General features: G+C 55.0%; 14 protein-coding genes. 11 read left to right on the plus strand and 3 right to left on the minus strand.

The annotated features are described in order from the left end of the window. Positions 1-50: 50 nt before the first annotated feature. A complete protein-coding gene (locus OYW20_RS03625; protein ID WP_408005458.1) occupies positions 51-491 on the minus strand; it encodes a DUF2946 domain-containing protein in 441 nt (146 codons plus the stop codon). A 30-nt stretch (positions 492-521) separates the two neighbouring features. Further along, positions 522-1,001, minus strand: a complete 480-nt coding sequence (locus OYW20_RS03630) for a copper chaperone PCu(A)C (RefSeq protein WP_268799371.1) — start codon at positions 999-1,001, stop codon at positions 522-524. 422 nt (positions 1,002-1,423) lie between these two features. Here OYW20_RS03630 and OYW20_RS03635 point away from each other — a divergent pair, with 422 nt between their 5' ends. From OYW20_RS03635 to OYW20_RS03650, 4 genes are all read left to right on the plus strand, one after another. Further along, a complete protein-coding gene (locus OYW20_RS03635) occupies positions 1,424-2,473 on the plus strand; it encodes a glycoside hydrolase family 5 protein (RefSeq protein ID WP_268799372.1) in 1,050 nt (349 codons plus the stop codon). A 511-nt stretch (positions 2,474-2,984) separates the two neighbouring features. Next, on the plus strand, positions 2,985-4,214 hold the full coding sequence (locus OYW20_RS03640) for an outer membrane beta-barrel protein (RefSeq protein ID WP_268799373.1): 1,230 nt from the start codon (positions 2,985-2,987) through the stop codon (positions 4,212-4,214). A gap of 69 nt (positions 4,215-4,283) precedes the next feature. Next, the gene (locus OYW20_RS03645) at positions 4,284-4,826 is read left to right on the plus strand and encodes a polysaccharide biosynthesis/export family protein (protein ID WP_268799375.1); all 543 of its coding nucleotides are present in this window, start codon (positions 4,284-4,286) and stop codon (positions 4,824-4,826) included. 198 nt (positions 4,827-5,024) lie between these two features. Next, positions 5,025-7,148 carry a GumC family protein gene (locus OYW20_RS03650; protein WP_268799376.1) on the plus strand — a complete coding sequence of 708 codons (2,124 nt, stop codon included), beginning with the start codon at positions 5,025-5,027 and terminating at the stop codon, positions 7,146-7,148. Positions 7,149-7,253: 105 nt separating this feature from the next. Here OYW20_RS03650 and OYW20_RS03655 read toward each other — a convergent pair whose 3' ends face one another. Further along, entirely contained in the window at positions 7,254-7,604 is a 351-nt protein-coding gene (locus OYW20_RS03655) for a hypothetical protein (protein ID WP_268799377.1), read from the minus strand. Between the two features lie 174 nt (positions 7,605-7,778). On the opposite strand from OYW20_RS03655, the gene OYW20_RS03660 reads away from it, so the two are divergent. The 7 genes from OYW20_RS03660 to OYW20_RS03690 all read left to right on the plus strand — a co-directional run bounded on the left by OYW20_RS03660 (position 7,779) and on the right by OYW20_RS03690 (position 16,456). Beyond that, the gene (locus OYW20_RS03660; protein ID WP_268799378.1) at positions 7,779-9,431 is read left to right on the plus strand and encodes a GumC family protein; all 1,653 of its coding nucleotides are present in this window, start codon (positions 7,779-7,781) and stop codon (positions 9,429-9,431) included. 123 nt (positions 9,432-9,554) lie between these two features. Continuing rightward, positions 9,555-10,679 carry a GDP-mannose 4,6-dehydratase gene (gene gmd, locus OYW20_RS03665; RefSeq protein ID WP_268799379.1) on the plus strand — a complete coding sequence of 375 codons (1,125 nt, stop codon included), beginning with the start codon at positions 9,555-9,557 and terminating at the stop codon, positions 10,677-10,679. A 66-nt stretch (positions 10,680-10,745) separates the two neighbouring features. Further along, a complete protein-coding gene (gene fcl, locus OYW20_RS03670) occupies positions 10,746-11,711 on the plus strand; it encodes a GDP-L-fucose synthase (RefSeq protein WP_268799380.1) in 966 nt (321 codons plus the stop codon). 55 nt (positions 11,712-11,766) lie between these two features. Then, positions 11,767-13,014, plus strand: coding sequence for a cellulase family glycosylhydrolase (locus tag OYW20_RS03675; protein ID WP_268799381.1), 1,248 nt, complete (start codon positions 11,767-11,769; stop codon positions 13,012-13,014). Positions 13,015-13,067: 53 nt separating this feature from the next. Further along, on the plus strand, positions 13,068-14,366 hold the full coding sequence (locus OYW20_RS03680; RefSeq protein ID WP_268799382.1) for a lipopolysaccharide biosynthesis protein: 1,299 nt from the start codon (positions 13,068-13,070) through the stop codon (positions 14,364-14,366). 40 nt (positions 14,367-14,406) lie between these two features. Next, positions 14,407-15,525 carry a hypothetical protein gene (locus OYW20_RS03685; protein ID WP_268799384.1) on the plus strand — a complete coding sequence of 373 codons (1,119 nt, stop codon included), beginning with the start codon at positions 14,407-14,409 and terminating at the stop codon, positions 15,523-15,525. 136 nt (positions 15,526-15,661) lie between these two features. Then, on the plus strand, positions 15,662-16,456 hold the full coding sequence (locus tag OYW20_RS03690; RefSeq protein WP_268799385.1) for a WecB/TagA/CpsF family glycosyltransferase: 795 nt from the start codon (positions 15,662-15,664) through the stop codon (positions 16,454-16,456). Positions 16,457-16,467: the final 11 nt, after the last annotated feature.

Consider the following 16,467-nt stretch of genomic DNA (forward strand, 5'->3'; position numbering starts at 1 on the left):
CGCTGGCAGCCGAAGCGCGGTCAGCGGTCGCGAAATCTTTGTTTTGAGGGTCAGGCCAGTGACGAGAGCGGCGGGGCGCGACTGCGAGCGTTGGGGAAAACACTGCGATAGGCGTGGCCGTGATGTGGCGCCGGATTGAACAGGCCGTTGGGTTTGGGCAGCGTTGGCGCAATGATCGCCAGCGCTTGAGGCAGTGCCGGGCAACTGAATAACAGCGTGCAGTAACCGCATTTGGCCCACATGACGTGATCGACGCTGGCGTTGTCAGCGTCGGGTGCGTGCTGCATACCCGCATGCCCGCCGGACATTTCCATGTCCGAAGTCATGTCCATCGTCGCGGGCACGGACGCCGACATGCCTGCGTGATGTTCTATCGGCATCGCTTGGGAAATCAGCGGTCCGATGAAGATCATCAGCATGGCGAACAGGCTCAGCCAGGTGCCCGATGTTTTGCGCGGGAGACTGGATGATCTGTTGCGTGGGGCAGGCATGCGTTTCAAGTCAATTTAGCTTCGTGGCTATTAATGCGTGTCAGCGGGATCGGACGATACTTCAAGTGGTTGCTTGAGCACCTGCACATTGACCGTCACATCACCCGCTTTCTCGAAATGCAGGATTAACGGGAATTGCTGTCCGTCTACCAGCCTGGAGCGGTCCTTGAGGTCGAGCAGCATGACGTGAAACGCCATCGGCGCGAAGCTCACTTCACCGCCTGCAGGAATCTCGACATCTTGCACCTGCTGCATCTTCATCAGGCCGTCTTTATGCGTGTGCTCATGCAACTGAGCGCTACCGGCGATAGGGCTGTCGACAGAGGTCAGCCGATCAGCCGCCGTGCCGTTGTTGTGAATCGAGAAATACGCAGCCACCGTCGGCGCGTTCGGCGGCAACTCCATCGACCACAGATGAGCGATGTGCAGCGAACCTGCGCTGTACTCACGAGCTTCAACATAGGAGGCGGGTAGCAACATCGCGGCCAGCAGCAGGCTTTTTTTCAGCATGGGGGGAGAGTCTCCAGTCTATCCGGGCATTGGCCACGGTCGCGTGGCGCGTCGGCAATTCCAAAGCAGTCGAATACGTGGACGCAGGCTCGCCGATGTTGGGCTGCGCGGATACGGGGCTGTCGGTCCTTTTATTGCGGACATTTAGCCTGAATGAACAGGCGTTGTAAAAAAAGGGGATGTGGCGTCGGTCGCACTCTGCGTAATTGCCAATGCCGCGGTACGCTGCTCGACTTGAACCTGTGCTAGGTTGTTCAAGTCAATGGTCCGGGCGTCCTTAACCGCTCCGGATGAGAGTGGTAAACGGGGCAGGCCTGTGGTTCGCTTGATCGTCGTTAGAATTTGATCCCCTTCCAACTCATCGTGGCGAGCACAGCCAGTCACCTTTAAAACCTGCCACGGATGCACGTGACCCAAACCTAATGCTGTATCACTCGACCGAGCAGGACGATCTCATGACACGATTTTTTAGTGCTGTAGTGTTAGCCGGTTTCGCCCTGTCAGGGGCTTTCGCCCAGGCGGCGGAATCACTCCCCATGATTCACATCAACGTTTCAGGCGCAGAGTTCAATGCCAAGACCCTGCCGGGCCGACCGGGCTACGACTTTATGTTTCCGTCGGCTACGTACTTCGATAAATGGCAAGCCAAGGGCATCAAGGTTATTCGGGTGCCTATCACCTGGGAACGCTTGCAGCCAGTCCTTGGTGGCCCGCTGGACCCAACTTATGCCGCACTGATCGATACCTTGTTGACCCGTGCCGAAAGCAGGCAGATGGCTGTGCTGCTCGATATCCATAACTATGGCGTCTATCGCAAGCAGCCTGTCGGATCGTCAGCCGTACCCTACGCCGAGTACAAGAAATTCCTGTCGCTGGTTGCCGAGCGCTGGAATGGGAAAGCGGGGCTGCATGGTTACGACATCATGAACGAGCCAAACGGGGCAGCGGACGCCAACTGGCCGACCTCGGCCCAGGCGGGGATTGATGGCGTTCGGTCTTTCGACAAGATCAAGCCTATCTACGTAGAGGGCCGTTCATGGTCAAGCGCATCGCAATGGGCAATCCAGAACGGTGCGTTACTGTTGCTTCGTGATCCTTCAAATAATCTGATATTTTCGGCCCACCTTTACCTGGACTCCGACGCCAGTGGCACCTACAAGACGGGGCCTGCAGCTAATTTCGACCTGGACATCGGTGTTAAGCGGGCCAAGCCGTTCGTTGAGTGGTTAGCGCGTAACAATAAAAAGGGTCATATCGGAGAGTTTGGTATACCAGGCAATGACCCCAGATGGACTCAGGCCGGTACACGACTGCTGGAGTATCTGAACAAGAACTGCGTCCCTGTGGCCTACTGGGCTGCGGGCTCGATGTGGGGAACCTATCCGTTGTCCATCGAACCGAATGCCGCTGGAGACAAACCACAGTGGGCAATGTTGGCGCCATTTGTCAGCGGCAACAGTTCATGTAAATAGAATGACCACCATTTTCTGGCTATTTAAATGTCGCCGACAGGCGGCATTGACCCCCTGTCTAGAGCTGCCTGAGCAGAAAACTAATTTAATACGGCAGCCCTTTGACGCCAATAGCTGGATATTTTTTTGACGCCAGATATAAGTTTTTAAATGATTGAACTTGTTCGGCGCTGAAATGTTCGTATGGTTTGTAAGTTTTATTTTAAGCTTTGGATAGATGGCCACTTGCTAGGCTGTGCGCCGCAACATAGTATGTTTCTACCCTAGCCATAACCACGCTGGATTTCTACGTCGTCAGTTTTCAGGTGCCTGACCGGCCCGAGGCTGGCGTCCAATACGCTGACAAAGATCAGCGCTTGAACAATAAAGGAGCCGAAAGGCTCCTTTTGACCTTTTTATTCTGCCTCCTGTTTTTTTGACGCCCCTCACTCAAGGGGTGTGCTCTATCGCGCCATTCATCGTTGAGCTATCTGCGTTTTCAAGAACCGACGGGAAATCTTGGGGCGGTAGCGTGGTAAAACCCAACCCTGGTGAAGCGTCTCTTCCCCTTGATTCTGCCGGTAATACTATGAGCTTGAAATCCAATGCCCGCTCGCTGATCAAACTCTCGGCGTTGCTGTGCGCTAATGCTTGTGCGGATGAGCTGAACGTCCCACAAAGCATTAAGTTTGAAAATGGCCTGACCTTCACACCGTATCTGCAGACCAGTGAGCGGTACGATGACAACTTCAGAGAGGTGGAGCGCCACCCCGACGCTTCATGGATCACCAGTCTGACGCCAAGCTTCAACCTGGCGTCGAACGACGGTAAGCGCGCCTACAAATTGTCCTACAAGGCTGATAGCGACATATTTGAGTCGAGCCACAAGGACGATAATACCGACCATTACCTGGACGGGACCGCCGGCTTTGATTTCAACGCGCGCAACCGGCTCAAGCTCGAAGCGGGTTACAAGAAGGTCGAAGAGACCGCGACCCTCGATCAGCACCTCGAGAACGACAAGTACACGTTTTCCCACTTAGGTGGCATGTACACCTATGGCGCTCGTACGGCGCGCGGACAGTTGGAGCTTAGCGCCGACTATTCGCAGATGCGTTATCAGAACAGCGATGGCATCAACAACGATAAAGAGCGCGATGCGACGGCGTTAATAGGGACGCTCTACTTCAAGGTAGCTCCCAATACGCGCGCGCTGGTCGAGACCCGTTGGACCCAATTCGAGTACGTCTCCAACAAGAAGCTGGACAACGACACCGTGGCGTTGCTGGGCGGCCTTAGCTGGGACGCTACTGCAAACACCACCGGTACGGTGAAGCTTGGTGCCGAGCGTAAACTTTATGACGACCCGGCGGTGGGCGATAAAGGTGGGTCATTGTGGGAAGTGGGGGTTGACTGGAAGCCGCGTTCTTATTCGACCTTCTCTTTGAAAACCCATCACCAGCTAGATGAGGGTACAGATGGTGCCTCTGCCATCGACAACCTTACGACCTCGCTGGATTGGGAGCATGAATGGCTGGACCGATTGAGCACTGTCGCTAGCTACTCCTACACCACCAAAGATTATCAGGACGACGCTGAGCGTCAGGACAAAATCAATCGCTACGGTTTTCTGGTGAAGTACCAGATGCGTCGCTGGTTGGGTTTCGATATCGGCTATCGGCATGGCAAAGAAAAATCGACGTTTGCCGACGAAAGCTTCGAGCGCAATATTTACAAGTTTAGCGTTACTGCAACACTGTAGACATACAGGCACACCCGACGCTACCGGTCGGTTGCCGTTTCAAGACACCCTTCAAGAGCGGTCGCCTTCATGATCATTCGCACGTTTCGCCGCCTGTTTCTGGGCGTTTTCATAATGTTTATTGGCCAGCATGGCGCTTACGCTGCAGGCAATTCCGAATACAAGCTTGGTTCCGGTGACGTGATCAGCATCAACGTTTACGGCGAAGACGACATGAGTTTCAAAAGTCTGCGGCTGACTGATGCCGGGACGTTTTCCTATCCATTTATCGGAGAGGTCAACGCCAAAGGCAAGACAGCGTCGGAAATCGAAGCGCTGCTTGTGTCCGAGCTCAAGGGCGACTACCTGGTCAACCCTCGCGTCTCGGTCAATGTGTTGCAGTACCGCGAGTTTTATATTGGGGGCGAAGTCAAAACCCCGGGTGGTTACCCCTTCCAGCCTGGCTTGACTGTTCGTCGCGCCGTAGCGTTAGCGGGTGGATTCACCGAACGCGCTTCGGAAGGAAAGATCTCGATCAATCGTGACCTAAGTGCCACGCCTGTCGAAAAAGCCAGCCTTGATGCGCTGGTCAGTCCTGGTGACACAATCACTGTGCCGCAGGGCTTCTTCTAGTGACGACCGCGTGGCGAGGACTCATGCCTTTCAAATGGCGTCCTCTGTTCCAGAGTATTTCCCTTTTCAGAGTTGGCCATCATGGATACTAATCTTCCAGTCCTCGCTTCCCGCCGTTCTTCTCGAAAAGAGAACGGTGACGACAACATCGATTTGCTCAAATTGTGGCAAACGGTATGGCACCGCAAGAATGCAATTTTGGCCTTCACAGCCTTTGTGATCGTGGTCGCGCTGGTGGCCGTCTACTCGATGACCCCTGTGTATCGGGCTCAGGCGACGCTGGTCATGGATGCCAAGGGCTCCAAGGCAGTATCGTTCGACGTAGCTGCCTCTACCGGTGGTGATAGCAACGCCAGCCAATACATGGAAACCCAGGCTGAGCTTTTGCAGTCGCGGACGTTGGCTGAGCGAGTGGTGCGTGAACTGGATTTAGCCAGCAAGCCTCAGTTCGACTCCCGTGCTCAACCCAAGCCGTTTGCTTTTATTGGACGCTGGCTGGCTAGCACCGGTCTGGATGAATACCTGCCAGAGGCAGTGGTCTCCAAGTTGGGCGCGGCTGCGGAGCCTACCGAGCAGCAGAAACTTGATCGTACGACCCGTGCGTTTATGGAGTTGGTGACGGTAGAGCCTCAAGGCAAGAGTCAGTTGGCCAACGTCATGGTTGACATGAAAGACCCTGTGCTTGCTGCAAAGGCAGCCAATGCACTTTCCAACGCATTTATTGAAAGCCAGTTGCAAACCACCATTGGTGCCTCGGAGTCGGCAACCGTCTGGATGAACAGCCGTCTGGTTGAGCTGGGCGAAAAACTCAAAGGCTCGGAAGCGCGTCTTCAAGCCTATCGCGAGTCAGAAGGTCTGGTGGACGTCAAAGGGGTCGGCACTATCAGTGCCACCGAGCTGTCGTTGACCAGCGAAAGAATGATCGATGCCCGTCGTCAGCGTGCTGAGGCGGAAAGCCAGTTCCGGCAGGTCCAGGCAATGGGCAAGGGCGGCTGGCAGAAAATAGCCAGTGTCCCAGCGGTGTTGGCGGATCCGCTGGTGCAACAGTTCAAGGCACAAGAAGCGCGTGCAAAGGCCAAGGTTGATGAGCTGGCGGGCCGTTATGGTGCAAAGCACCCTGCGATGGATGCCGCACGATCTGATCTAAATGCCGCCTCGGCCGCGTTGCGTGGTCAGGTTGAACAAGTGGTCGCCGGTATCGAGCGCAACTATCAGCTGGCTGCTGCCAACGAAGGCTCGTTGCAGTCGTCGTTCAACGCCAACAAATCGCAAATCCAGGACATCTCGCGCAAGGAGTTCAAGCTGCAGGAGCTTCAACGTGAGGTGGACGGTAACCGTGAGCTGTATGACACCTTCATGACCCGTTTGAAGGAAACTACCGCAACGGCTGACATTGATAGCGCGAACATTCGCGTCGTTGACCCTGCTGTCGTGCCGCTTAGCCCCATCAAGCCGAAGAAACCACTGATCCTGGCGATTGCGGCAGTCCTTGGTCTGTTTGTAGGTGCGCTGCTTGCCCTGCTTTTGGATGCACTGAACAACACCTTCCGCAGTATTGAACAGGTTGAAAATCACCTGAATATTCCGGTGGTGGGTATTTTGCCGCTGATGGCACGCCGGGACCGCAAGGACTTGGCCAAGACCTTCAACGATCCAAGATTCAGTCGCTTTACTGAATCCATTCGCACCATTCGCACCAACGTCGTGTTGAGTGGTTACGACAAACCCCATCAGGTCATTCTGGTAACGTCGTCGGTGCCGGGTGAAGGCAAGACCACGGTTTCGATCAACCTCGCTCAGGCGTTGGGTCAGATGGAACCGGTGTTGCTGCTCGATGGCGATCTTCGTCGCCCATCGCTTGCAAAGACCCTCGGTGTTTCGGCGGACAAGCCGGGCCTGTCCGATCTCATCACAGGCAAGGCCACGTTCGAGCAGTGCGTAGTCCAGATCGATGGTATTGACGTGCTTTGTGCTGGCAGTGCGACCACCAATCCACTTGAGTTATTGGCTTCGCAGCAGTTCGCTCAATTGCTTGAAGAGCTGAAGTCCAAGTACAAGCGCATCATCATTGACTCGTCTCCTACTCAGGTGGTCAGCGACACGAAAGTGTTGTCCACTCTGGCGCAGTCGGTCATCTATGTTGTCAAGGCGGGCGCTACGTCGATTCCGCTCACCGAAAAAGGCATTGCCCAATTACTGCAGCACAAGGCGCCGGTACGCGGCATCGTGGTGAACCAGGTTGACGTTAACAAGGCCAACCAGTACGGGCATCGTTTTGATGGCTTTTACGATTATCACGGGTATAGCCAAAAGCCCGCGTGAAAGTAGTCATCGGGGTGCGTGACATTCCTGTCTCACGCCCCCCGCCTGTGCAGTAGCACGTTTTTTTCCAGAGCTTTATCGAATATGGGAACGTCTGTCCATATCTCACGGCCCCGCGTACGCGCCTGGCGCATGGACGACGCTGTTCCGATTCGCATGGTATTGCGTGCGATGTGGACTCATCGCGTCGGCATCGTTATCTGGCTGTTGGCCGTCATGCTCGTGGTCAGTACCTTTTTGGTTTTCACAGCGCCGGTTTATCGGGCCAGCGCGACCCTTATGATCGAAAACAAGAAGACACCCTTCCTGTCTTTTGATCCGTTCACGCGCAAACCGATTTCCAGCGACCTGTACCTGCAAACCCAGTTTGCGTTGTTGAATTCGCAGACGCTGGTTCGTCATGTCATCAGCGTGCTGAAGTTGCAGAGCCATCCTGAACTCGACATTGAGCGGCATACGTCGGTCACTGGCATGTGGAATAAGTGGATAGATCGCTTAGGGCTCAGCGACACTGCTGTCGGTACCAATGCGGACCAGTTGCAGCGGCTGGATGCCGCAACACGGCGCCTCCAGCAATTGATCACTGTAGAGCCAATTGGCAAGAGTCAAGTGGTTCGCGTGCAGGTCGACATGGAAGATGCCGCCACTGCCGCGATCGTTGCCAACGCATTGGTGCATGGTTATGTAGACATCCAGAAATCCGACAGTACCTTGAGTGCGCAAACTTCCAGTGCGTGGCTGGGGAAACGTCTCACTGCTCTGCGTTCTGAATTGCAACTGTCTCAAGCCCGTTTGCAGCACTATCGAGAAGCTCAGCAGATAGTCGATATTCGAGGCGCCAGCACCGTGGCAGCCCAGCAACTGTCGCTCAACACAGGGCTGATGATTGATGCGCGTCAGCGCCGGGCAGTGATTGAAAGCCAATACCGCCAGATTGCTGCGATCAAACCACAGAACTGGCAGCAACTCGCCGGCCTCCCGTTGGTCATGGCAGACCCTCTTGTGCAAGCGCTCAAAGGGAGTTATGCCCAGGCCGAGTCAGAACTGGATGCGGCAAAAGCCCGCTTTGGTGAACGTCATCCTGCAAGGCTGGCGGCGCAATCTCGGCTGGACGCCGCAGCCGCGAGTTTGAGGAGTCAGGTGGAGGTCGTGGTCGCAGGTGTTGAGCGTAACTACCGGCTTGCTCTGGCTGACGAAGCTTCTCTGGTGGCGTCGATAGACAAGGGCAAATCGGATATTCAGGGTTTGTCCCGCAAGGATTTTCAGCTTCAGGCGTTGCAGAGTGACGTTGATCGAAACCAGCAGTTGTTCGACACGTTCGACAGCCGTATGCGGGAAACCGCAGCCTCCGCTGATCAAGGGTCGGCCATCACGCGGGTGATTGATGAGGCGATCGCTCCTGATCAGCCGGTGCGACCGAACAAGCCTATAACGCTCATGGTCAGTGCGCTCGTCGCACTCATCCTGGGTGGGGCTGCTGCGGTGATTCGAGACATTATCAGCCGCAAGTTCGAGAGTGCCGACCAGGTTGAGGAAATCCTCAAATGGCCGGTGATGGGGATTCTTCCGATGGTGAGTTCATCGGCTGACACTCGGCTGTCCACGGTGTTCAGTCAGCGGACTCATCGACGGTTCGGTGAATCAATGCGCTCTCTTCGAACGGGCGTTGTCATCGGCGCAGGAATGCCCCGGCAACAACAATTGATCATCGTTACTTCTGCGGTTGCAGGGGAAGGAAAAACGACGGTTGCGACCAATTTGAGTCTGGCGTTGAGTCAACTTGGCAAGGTACTGCTGATCGATGCCAGTTTGCGTAGGTCGGCGGTGGCCGAGCAGCTGGAAATTAGCGGTTCTGCGCCAGGGCTTACAGATCTTATAGCCGCAACAGCGACTCTCGCCGAGTGTGTGCAGCAAGTGAGGGGGGTTGATGTCATCACGGCGGGTTCACCCTGTGACGACCCGCTGGATTTGCTGTCATCCCAGCGTTTTGTCGAGTTGATTGCCGCACTTAAACAATCTTATTCGCGGATTGTGATTGATTCTTCGACTACGGGTACGGCGACCGATGCACTTGTCCAGTCAACTGCTCCCAATTTGTTGTTGTACGTGCTGAAAGTTTCTTCCACCACTGTTCAGGTTGCGACCCGGGGGATGGATGCGCTTCGCTCGGCAAATGTCGCAAGCGGAGTTGTCATCAATCAGGTCGAGGTTCGCAAGCAGGTCGGGGGTCAGATGTTCAGTCGTTTTTATGACTACCCCAGCTATTCGGAAGGCGAAACTTAAGCGCCTCCGGCTCCACATTCCGATTTTTTCGTTCTATTCAGACTCGCGCATCCCCCCTTCAGAAGGAGCGGGATTTTCTGCGTGCAGTTCAACCTCCTCCAAGACGTAAAGCAGGCAGATATTATGGAAAAGAAACGCGCATTGATCACGGGTATCACGGGTCAGGATGGCTCCTATCTGGCAGAGCTGCTGCTTGAGAAAGGGTACGAAGTTCATGGCATCAAACGACGTGCTTCCCTGTTCAATACTCAGCGTGTTGACCATATCTACCAGGATCCGCATGTAGAGAACTCCAACTTCGTTCTGCACTACGGCGACCTCAGCGACTCATCGAACCTTACGCGGTTGATGCAGCAGATTCAGCCTGATGAGGTGTACAACCTTGGCGCGCAGTCGCATGTGGCCGTGAGCTTTGAAGCTCCGGAATACACTGCTGATGTTGATGCCATGGGCACTCTGCGCTTGCTCGAAGCAATCCGCTTGCTGGGGCTGGAGAAGAAAACCCGTTTCTATCAGGCCTCGACCTCTGAGCTGTACGGTCTGGTGCAGGAAACGCCGCAGAAAGAAACCACCCCGTTCTATCCTCGCTCACCTTATGCGGTCGCGAAGATGTACGCCTACTGGATCACAGTGAATTACCGTGAAGCCTATGGCATGTACGCCTGCAACGGCATCCTGTTCAACCACGAATCGCCACGCCGTGGCGAAACGTTCGTGACTCGCAAGATCACACGCGGTATGGCCAACATGGCGCAGGGCCTTGAGCCTTGCCTGTTCATGGGTAACATGGACTCGCTGCGCGATTGGGGTCACGCCAAGGATTACGTGCGCATGCAGTGGATGATGATGCAGCAGGAAACTGCGGATGACTTCGTCATTGCTACAGGCGTTCAGTATTCGGTACGTGAATTTATCCTTTGGTCTGCTGCCGAGCTGGGCATCACGCTTCGCTTTGAAGGGACCGGCGTTGAAGAAGTCGGCATTATCGAGCGCATTGAAGGCGATATGGCTCCTGCGTTGAAAGTGGGTGACACCCTGGTGCGCATCGACCCCCGTTACTTCCGCCCTGCTGAAGTTGAAACCCTGCTCGGCGATCCAAGTAAGGCCAAGCGGATACTCGGTTGGGTTCCTGAAGTCACTGCACAGGAAATGTGTGCAGAGATGGTAAGGGAAGACCTGAAAGTAGCCCGTCGTCACGCTTTGCTTAAGCTGCACGGCCACGAAATGACGGTATCTGTAGAAAACTGAAACCTGCTTCTACTGCATTAACGTCAGCCGGTCGGCTGATTTATTCGCCTTTTCAGGAAACACACCATGCAACAGCGCCCACGTGTTTTTGTGGCTGGCCATCGTGGGATGGTTGGTTCCGCCATCGTTCGTCAGCTTGAGCATCGGGAGGTGGACATCATTGTCCGCACTCGCGATCAGCTGGATCTCGTCGATCAGGCGGCGGTTCAGGGGTTTTTCGCCGCAGAAGGCATTGATCAGGTCTATCTTGCGTCGGCAAAGGTGGGGGGCATTCATGCCAACAACACTTACCCGGCTGAGTTCATCTATCAAAACCTGATGATCGAAGCGAACGTCATCCACGCCGCGCACATCAATGGCGTTGCGCAGTTGCTGTTCTTGGGCTCCTCATGCATTTACCCGCGTGAAGCGCCACAGCCGATGAGCGAGCAGGCGTTGCTGACGGCTACGCTCGAGCCCACCAATGAGCCGTACGCGATCGCCAAGATTGCAGGCATCAAACTGTGTGAGAGCTATAACCGGCAGTATGGCCGGGACTATCGTAGTGTGATGCCGACCAACCTCTACGGCCCACATGACAATTACCACCCGGAAAACAGTCATGTGATCCCGGCTTTGCTGCGCAGGTTGCACGAAGCCGCCGTTCGCGGGGATCAGGAAGTTGCCATCTGGGGTAGCGGCAAGCCAATGCGTGAGTTCCTTCACGTTGACGACATGGCCGCTGCCTGCATCCATGTGATGAACCTGGATGAGGCGACGTACAAGCAGCACACCAAACCGATGCTGTCGCACATCAATGTCGGCACAGGTGAGGACTGCAGTATTCGTGAACTGGCCGAGACGCTGGCCAAGGTCACCGGATACTCAGGGCGCCTGACGTTCGATACCAGCAAACCGGACGGCCCGCCACGCAAGTTGATGGACGTTTCCAGGCTTACGAGTCTGGGGTGGAAAGCCAGTGTCAGCCTCGAAGATGGCCTGCGTAATGCGTACGGTTGGTTCTTGGAAAATGAATCGACGGTGCGCGTTTAGCGTTCCTGAATTCATCGGGTGCGTTAACTGGACGTCAAAACGGGTGGCTTAGCTTATGTTTATTCTGGATGTCGTGCCGCTTCAGGTCATCTGGCCGGTTGTGTCTGCGCAGAACGTGGCAGCAGCTGTGGAAACCCCGGATCCGGCCTTTCTGGCGCGGGGCGATATTCATGGTATCGATATCAGTCCGCCCGCTGACAACTGGGATGCAAAGTCGTATGGCATGACGCCTCGCCGGTTGGCAGCGATGCACGAGGCGGGTTTCGACACTCACCGGGTGTTTCTGAGCCTGGAAGAGTTTCTTGATCCGCCCGTCAGCCTGGACGCCACAGTCGACAAGTGGACTGCCTACATTGCCAAATCGGTGGATGCAGGATTTCGGGTGTTCGTGTCATTTGGCTCCTACCCGCAAAATCGTTCAACAACAGTGGTCAACCCAGTTGCGCGCAGTCAGTTCCACAAGGGGCTGAAGTTATTGTGCACGCGTTTGGCGAGTCAGTTCACCGAAGAGCAGGTGGCGCTGGAGATGAGCAACGAGCCCACTGGTGAGTCTGAGTCCCCGGGCTACTACCACACGGCTGCTCCACAATGGTTTCGCATGTGCCGGTCGAAAGCTCCGAAGATGACACTTATCTTCCAGGCAGAAAGCGGCTATCACGATGCATTGAGCAACTTTAATCTGAAAGATTTCGACGCTAACACGATGTTCTCGTTTCACCCGTATTCCCCCGGTGAGTTCACTCATCAGGGCATTGGCAATCAACCGTATCTCTATAACGTGCCTATGCCGATCACCCGATATGCAGGCGGCCTGGACAAAATGATTGCAGACGCTTTTTACCGCATATCCCAAGACACCAAGATCACCGCTGCCCAGAAGGAAGCGGAGCGTGAACGCTACAAAGGGTTTCTGACCTACTTCCTGTGGGCCAATGATGGTTCCAAATGGGAAGACTGGACGGTGTTCAAGGCATGGATAGCGCAGACGGGTATCAACCCCAAGCGCATCGTGGCAGGTGAATTTGGAGTGGTTTCCGAGTTCAACTACAACGGGACTCCAGCGATGCGGGATGTGGCCAGTCGCGCCCACTTCATGCGCAAGATCACCGCGCAGGTGAAGGCCAATAATTTCGGCGGCTGGGTGGTACACCAGGCTTTGGGTGACTTCAATCTGTTCGAACAGACCTCGGTGAGCGATCAAGGCGAAGTGCTGATCCCGGAGCTGGTGGACGCATTATTCGGAACAGACGCACTGCCTTCGGGCCCTGCGGTCAGATCGACCGATACACACACCACTCAATAACCTGACGGCCGCCCTGGCCGCCTTCTGCCTGACCTGGTAACGACCGCTGCACCATGAAAAAAATCGAATTCACCTTGGCTACTCCCGTGCGCCGACTTCTTGACCGCTATGAGCATCTCAACTGGGCGTTGCTCGATCAGGCGATGGTCAGTGGCATCAACTTTCTTGTCGGCATTTTATTGGTGCGTTACCTGGGTATTGAGGAGTATGGCCAATACGTCCTGGCTTACATGATCGTGCAGTTCTTCATGAGCGTGCAGAATTCACTGATCATCGCTCCATTGTTCTCGATCGCTCCCAAGCTCGAAAAGCCAGAGTTGCCAACTTATTACAGCGCCACATTCGTAATGCAAGTCGCGCTCGCGATAATAATCGGGTGCGTTTTTGCGATAGGTGCATCAGTACTGCCGGGCACGATTACACCCTCATGGCTCACCCTCAATCTGGTGGTGCCCATCATTGCCTGTATTGTCGTGATTCAACTGCAGGATTACGTGCGCCGCAGCCTGTTTTCACAAGGATCATTCAAGCGCGCCTTCTTTCTGGATCTGATCGCCTACGGCGGCCAGGTGCTCCTGATACTGATCGTCGTGCGAGTACACCCCAGTTTTGAAGCAGCGTTGTTTTCAATCTCTGCAACGATGCTGCTTTCGTTTGTGCTGGGTCTGCGTTATCTGAATTTGGTGATGCCCTCGAGGCAAGAAGTCCATGCGGTTACCAAGCGCCATTGGCTGTCAGCCAAATGGTTGCTGGGCTCAGCGATACTCCAGTGGTTGTCGGGCAATTACTTTTTGATCGTCGTGGGTGCAGTCTTCGGGCCGGCCATCGTCGGCGGAATACGCGCAGCCCAGAACCTTCTCGGGCTTAGTCATATTCTGTTCCAGGGCTTGGAAAACGTAGTGCCGGGCGCTGCCAGTCGACGTTTTCAGACCCGAGGCGTGTCCGGGCTTACCAGTTATCTCAAGAAAGTCGCACTGATGATGTTGCTGGGGACGGGACTGATCGCAGCGAGTGCTGCCATTTTCTCCGAGCCTTTATTGAGGCTGGTATATGGCGCGCCTAACCCGAGCAGCGTCGCTGCGATGATCTGGTTCGTTCCACTCTATGTATTGGGCGCCACGGCGTTGCCAATACGGGCAGGGTTACGGACCCTGGAATGTACTTACCCGATATTTGTCGCGTACGCCTTGGGTGCCGTGCTCTCCGTTTCGGTTGCGCACTATCTGGTTTCCCGGTACGAAATCAATGGGGCGATGGGCGGCATGTTGTTTGTGGACACCATGATGACGCTGGTTTTGCTTTATTCACTCAGTCGCGAAGTTCGCAAACACGCGAACTCGCTGTCTTCATGATGCCAAGGGATGCCTTGCACCCGTTTTGTCGAGTGACCGCATGCACATGCTAAAGCAGTTGGGGTTCTATATTGCCCTATTCCCCGTTGCGCTGATTACCTCGGCGGAAACCGCCGTCATGGCAGCATTCCTGTTTGGGATATCGCTGTTGGTAAAGCCGAAAATCATCTGGATGGATCTGCCGCTGTTGCTGTTGCTTGTGCTTACGGTTGTAAGCTACATGGCAGTCGGCTCGTTCGGTCGCGAGTACATCCCGAAGCAGGTCGGCGCCTATGTTGTAGTGATCTTTGCGCTACGTTTTTTCTATGTGTGTCGTCAGGACCTGCTCGAATTTTTGGTGTCGTTAAGCCCCCTCGTCTACGCGATCCTCGGCCTTATCTACCTCGCAGTACAGGTCAAGGTCGGATACACCTACGAGGTGGGCATTTTTGAAACGTATCTGCTCATACGGTTGACGGTTAGCGACAAGAGCCGCCTGCGTCTGGTCTGTATGTTGATCGGCTACTTCATGCTGATGTTTGTTATTTCGACCCGGGCAACCCCGTTCGTAGTGGGCGCGCTGGTTGCACTGGTCTATTTCATGAAAGTCCCGAAACGCATTTTGAGCACGTTTTACATCTCTGTCGTGATACTGACCCCTATGTACGGGTTCATCATGTACTACCTGGACATTGAACAGCACGTATCCGGCACGGTGGAGAATGCTGCCATCCGGCTGGAGATGATCAAAGGTGCGACCTCGATGATCGGGGTCAAGGAGTTCTTCCTTGGCACCGGATTCGGTGTGCCGTTCAGGGATGTCAATTACAGCTATTCATTTCCTCATCCGTTGCTCAACGACATTGGAGAAGTGATGCAGGTGTCTAACCACAACTCGATATTTGACGTATTCCTTCGCTTCGGCCTGTTCTTCTATGCGCTGTTTGCGGTGGTGTTTCTGCGGGTGCTCAGCGTTGGTCAGATCGAAGGCACCCGCGCTTATGCACTTTTATTCATTACGTTGTACAACCTGTCGATCAACGCGTTCCTCGACTCCACGCGGCTGTGTCATGTGTCGGCACTGTTAATCGCCGGCATCTATTTCGCGTGTGAGCGTACAAAGCCTGCGCAGTCAGTGGGCGAGCCAATATTGACAGAGCCGGAAAGGACTACCGGTTAAGCGGCTGCACTACATGTTTGAAAGTAATTTTGAGACTGCAGTCGATGTGAGCAGCGCGTAGTGGGCAACCCATAAAGCGTTTTGCCAACTTACTTCAGCGCCTGGCATATTCAGCTATTACATGAGCTCTTCGTAAATGAAAAAGCAACACGTCGATTCACGAGATGTTTGTTCGGTTATCGGTATGCCTGTGGATACCCTGAGTTGGCCTACAGTGTTGGCCAGGCTGTCGGAATGGGCGCCTACCAAGGTTAGCCGTTATGTGTGCATTACGAATGTTCATTCAGTCGTCACTGCTCGCCAGGATCCGTCGTTTGCCGAAGTCATCCAGGGCGCCGATATGGTGACGGCCGACGGGGCGCCGGTTGCGTGGCTCATGCGCCGAACCGGTGTCTCGGGCCAGCAACGCATCAATGGTCCTGACTTGATGTGGTACTACTGCGGCGAAGCCGCGAAGCGCGATGAATCCATCTATCTTTACGGTGGGCAGGAAGACACCCTGGAAACGCTCAAGCGACGTTTGCTGGAGCATTTTCCGAGCCTGAGAATTGCGGGCGCCTACTCCCCGCCGTTCCGCAAGCTCACTGACGCTGAAGACGAGGCGATCGTCCAGGCGATCAACGATTCAGGTGCGGGCACTGTCTGGGTCAGCCTGGGTTGTCCGAAGCAGGAACGGTGGATGGCCGACCATCGAGGTCGCATCAATGCCACCATGTTGGGGGTCGGCGCGGCGTTCGACTACCACGCAGGCACGCTCAAGCGTGCACCACTCTGGATGCAACGCTGCGGCCTTGAGTGGTTCAACCGTCTGTGGGATGAACCGGCCCGTCTGTGGAAACGCTATCTGGTTACTAACTCCCTGTTCATTTTCTACGCTGGCAGGCAGTTGATCACGAGCCGATTCAAGGCCTCCGCAGACAGCGCCGGTTGACCAAGGTGGTC

It is taken from the genome of Pseudomonas sp. BSw22131 (genome assembly GCF_026810445.1).
Classification (GTDB): Bacteria; Pseudomonadota; Gammaproteobacteria; order Pseudomonadales; family Pseudomonadaceae; genus Aquipseudomonas; species Aquipseudomonas huanghezhanensis.

What these genes read in the sequence shown, in the direction of transcription:
- OYW20_RS03625 (WP_408005458.1), bottom strand. Translation starts at nt 491, where the DNA reads ATGCCTGCCCCACGCAACAGATCATCCAGTCTCCCGCGCAAAACATCG.
- OYW20_RS03630 (WP_268799371.1), bottom strand. Translation starts at nt 1,001, where the DNA reads ATGCTGAAAAAAAGCCTGCTGCTGGCCGCGATGTTGCTACCCGCCTCC.
- OYW20_RS03635 (WP_268799372.1), top strand. Translation starts at nt 1,424, where the DNA reads ATGCTGTATCACTCGACCGAGCAGGACGATCTCATGACACGATTTTTT.
- OYW20_RS03645 (WP_268799375.1), top strand. Translation starts at nt 4,284, where the DNA reads ATGATCATTCGCACGTTTCGCCGCCTGTTTCTGGGCGTTTTCATAATG.
- OYW20_RS03655 (WP_268799377.1), bottom strand. Translation starts at nt 7,604, where the DNA reads ATGCCGCTCAATGTCGAGTTCAGGATGGCTCTGCAACTTCAGCACGCT.
- OYW20_RS03660 (WP_268799378.1), top strand. Translation starts at nt 7,779, where the DNA reads ATGGAAGATGCCGCCACTGCCGCGATCGTTGCCAACGCATTGGTGCAT.
- gmd (WP_268799379.1), top strand. Translation starts at nt 9,555, where the DNA reads ATGGAAAAGAAACGCGCATTGATCACGGGTATCACGGGTCAGGATGGC.
- fcl (WP_268799380.1), top strand. Translation starts at nt 10,746, where the DNA reads ATGCAACAGCGCCCACGTGTTTTTGTGGCTGGCCATCGTGGGATGGTT.
- OYW20_RS03675 (WP_268799381.1), top strand. Translation starts at nt 11,767, where the DNA reads ATGTTTATTCTGGATGTCGTGCCGCTTCAGGTCATCTGGCCGGTTGTG.
- OYW20_RS03680 (WP_268799382.1), top strand. Translation starts at nt 13,068, where the DNA reads ATGAAAAAAATCGAATTCACCTTGGCTACTCCCGTGCGCCGACTTCTT.
- OYW20_RS03685 (WP_268799384.1), top strand. Translation starts at nt 14,407, where the DNA reads ATGCACATGCTAAAGCAGTTGGGGTTCTATATTGCCCTATTCCCCGTT.
- OYW20_RS03690 (WP_268799385.1), top strand. Translation starts at nt 15,662, where the DNA reads ATGAAAAAGCAACACGTCGATTCACGAGATGTTTGTTCGGTTATCGGT.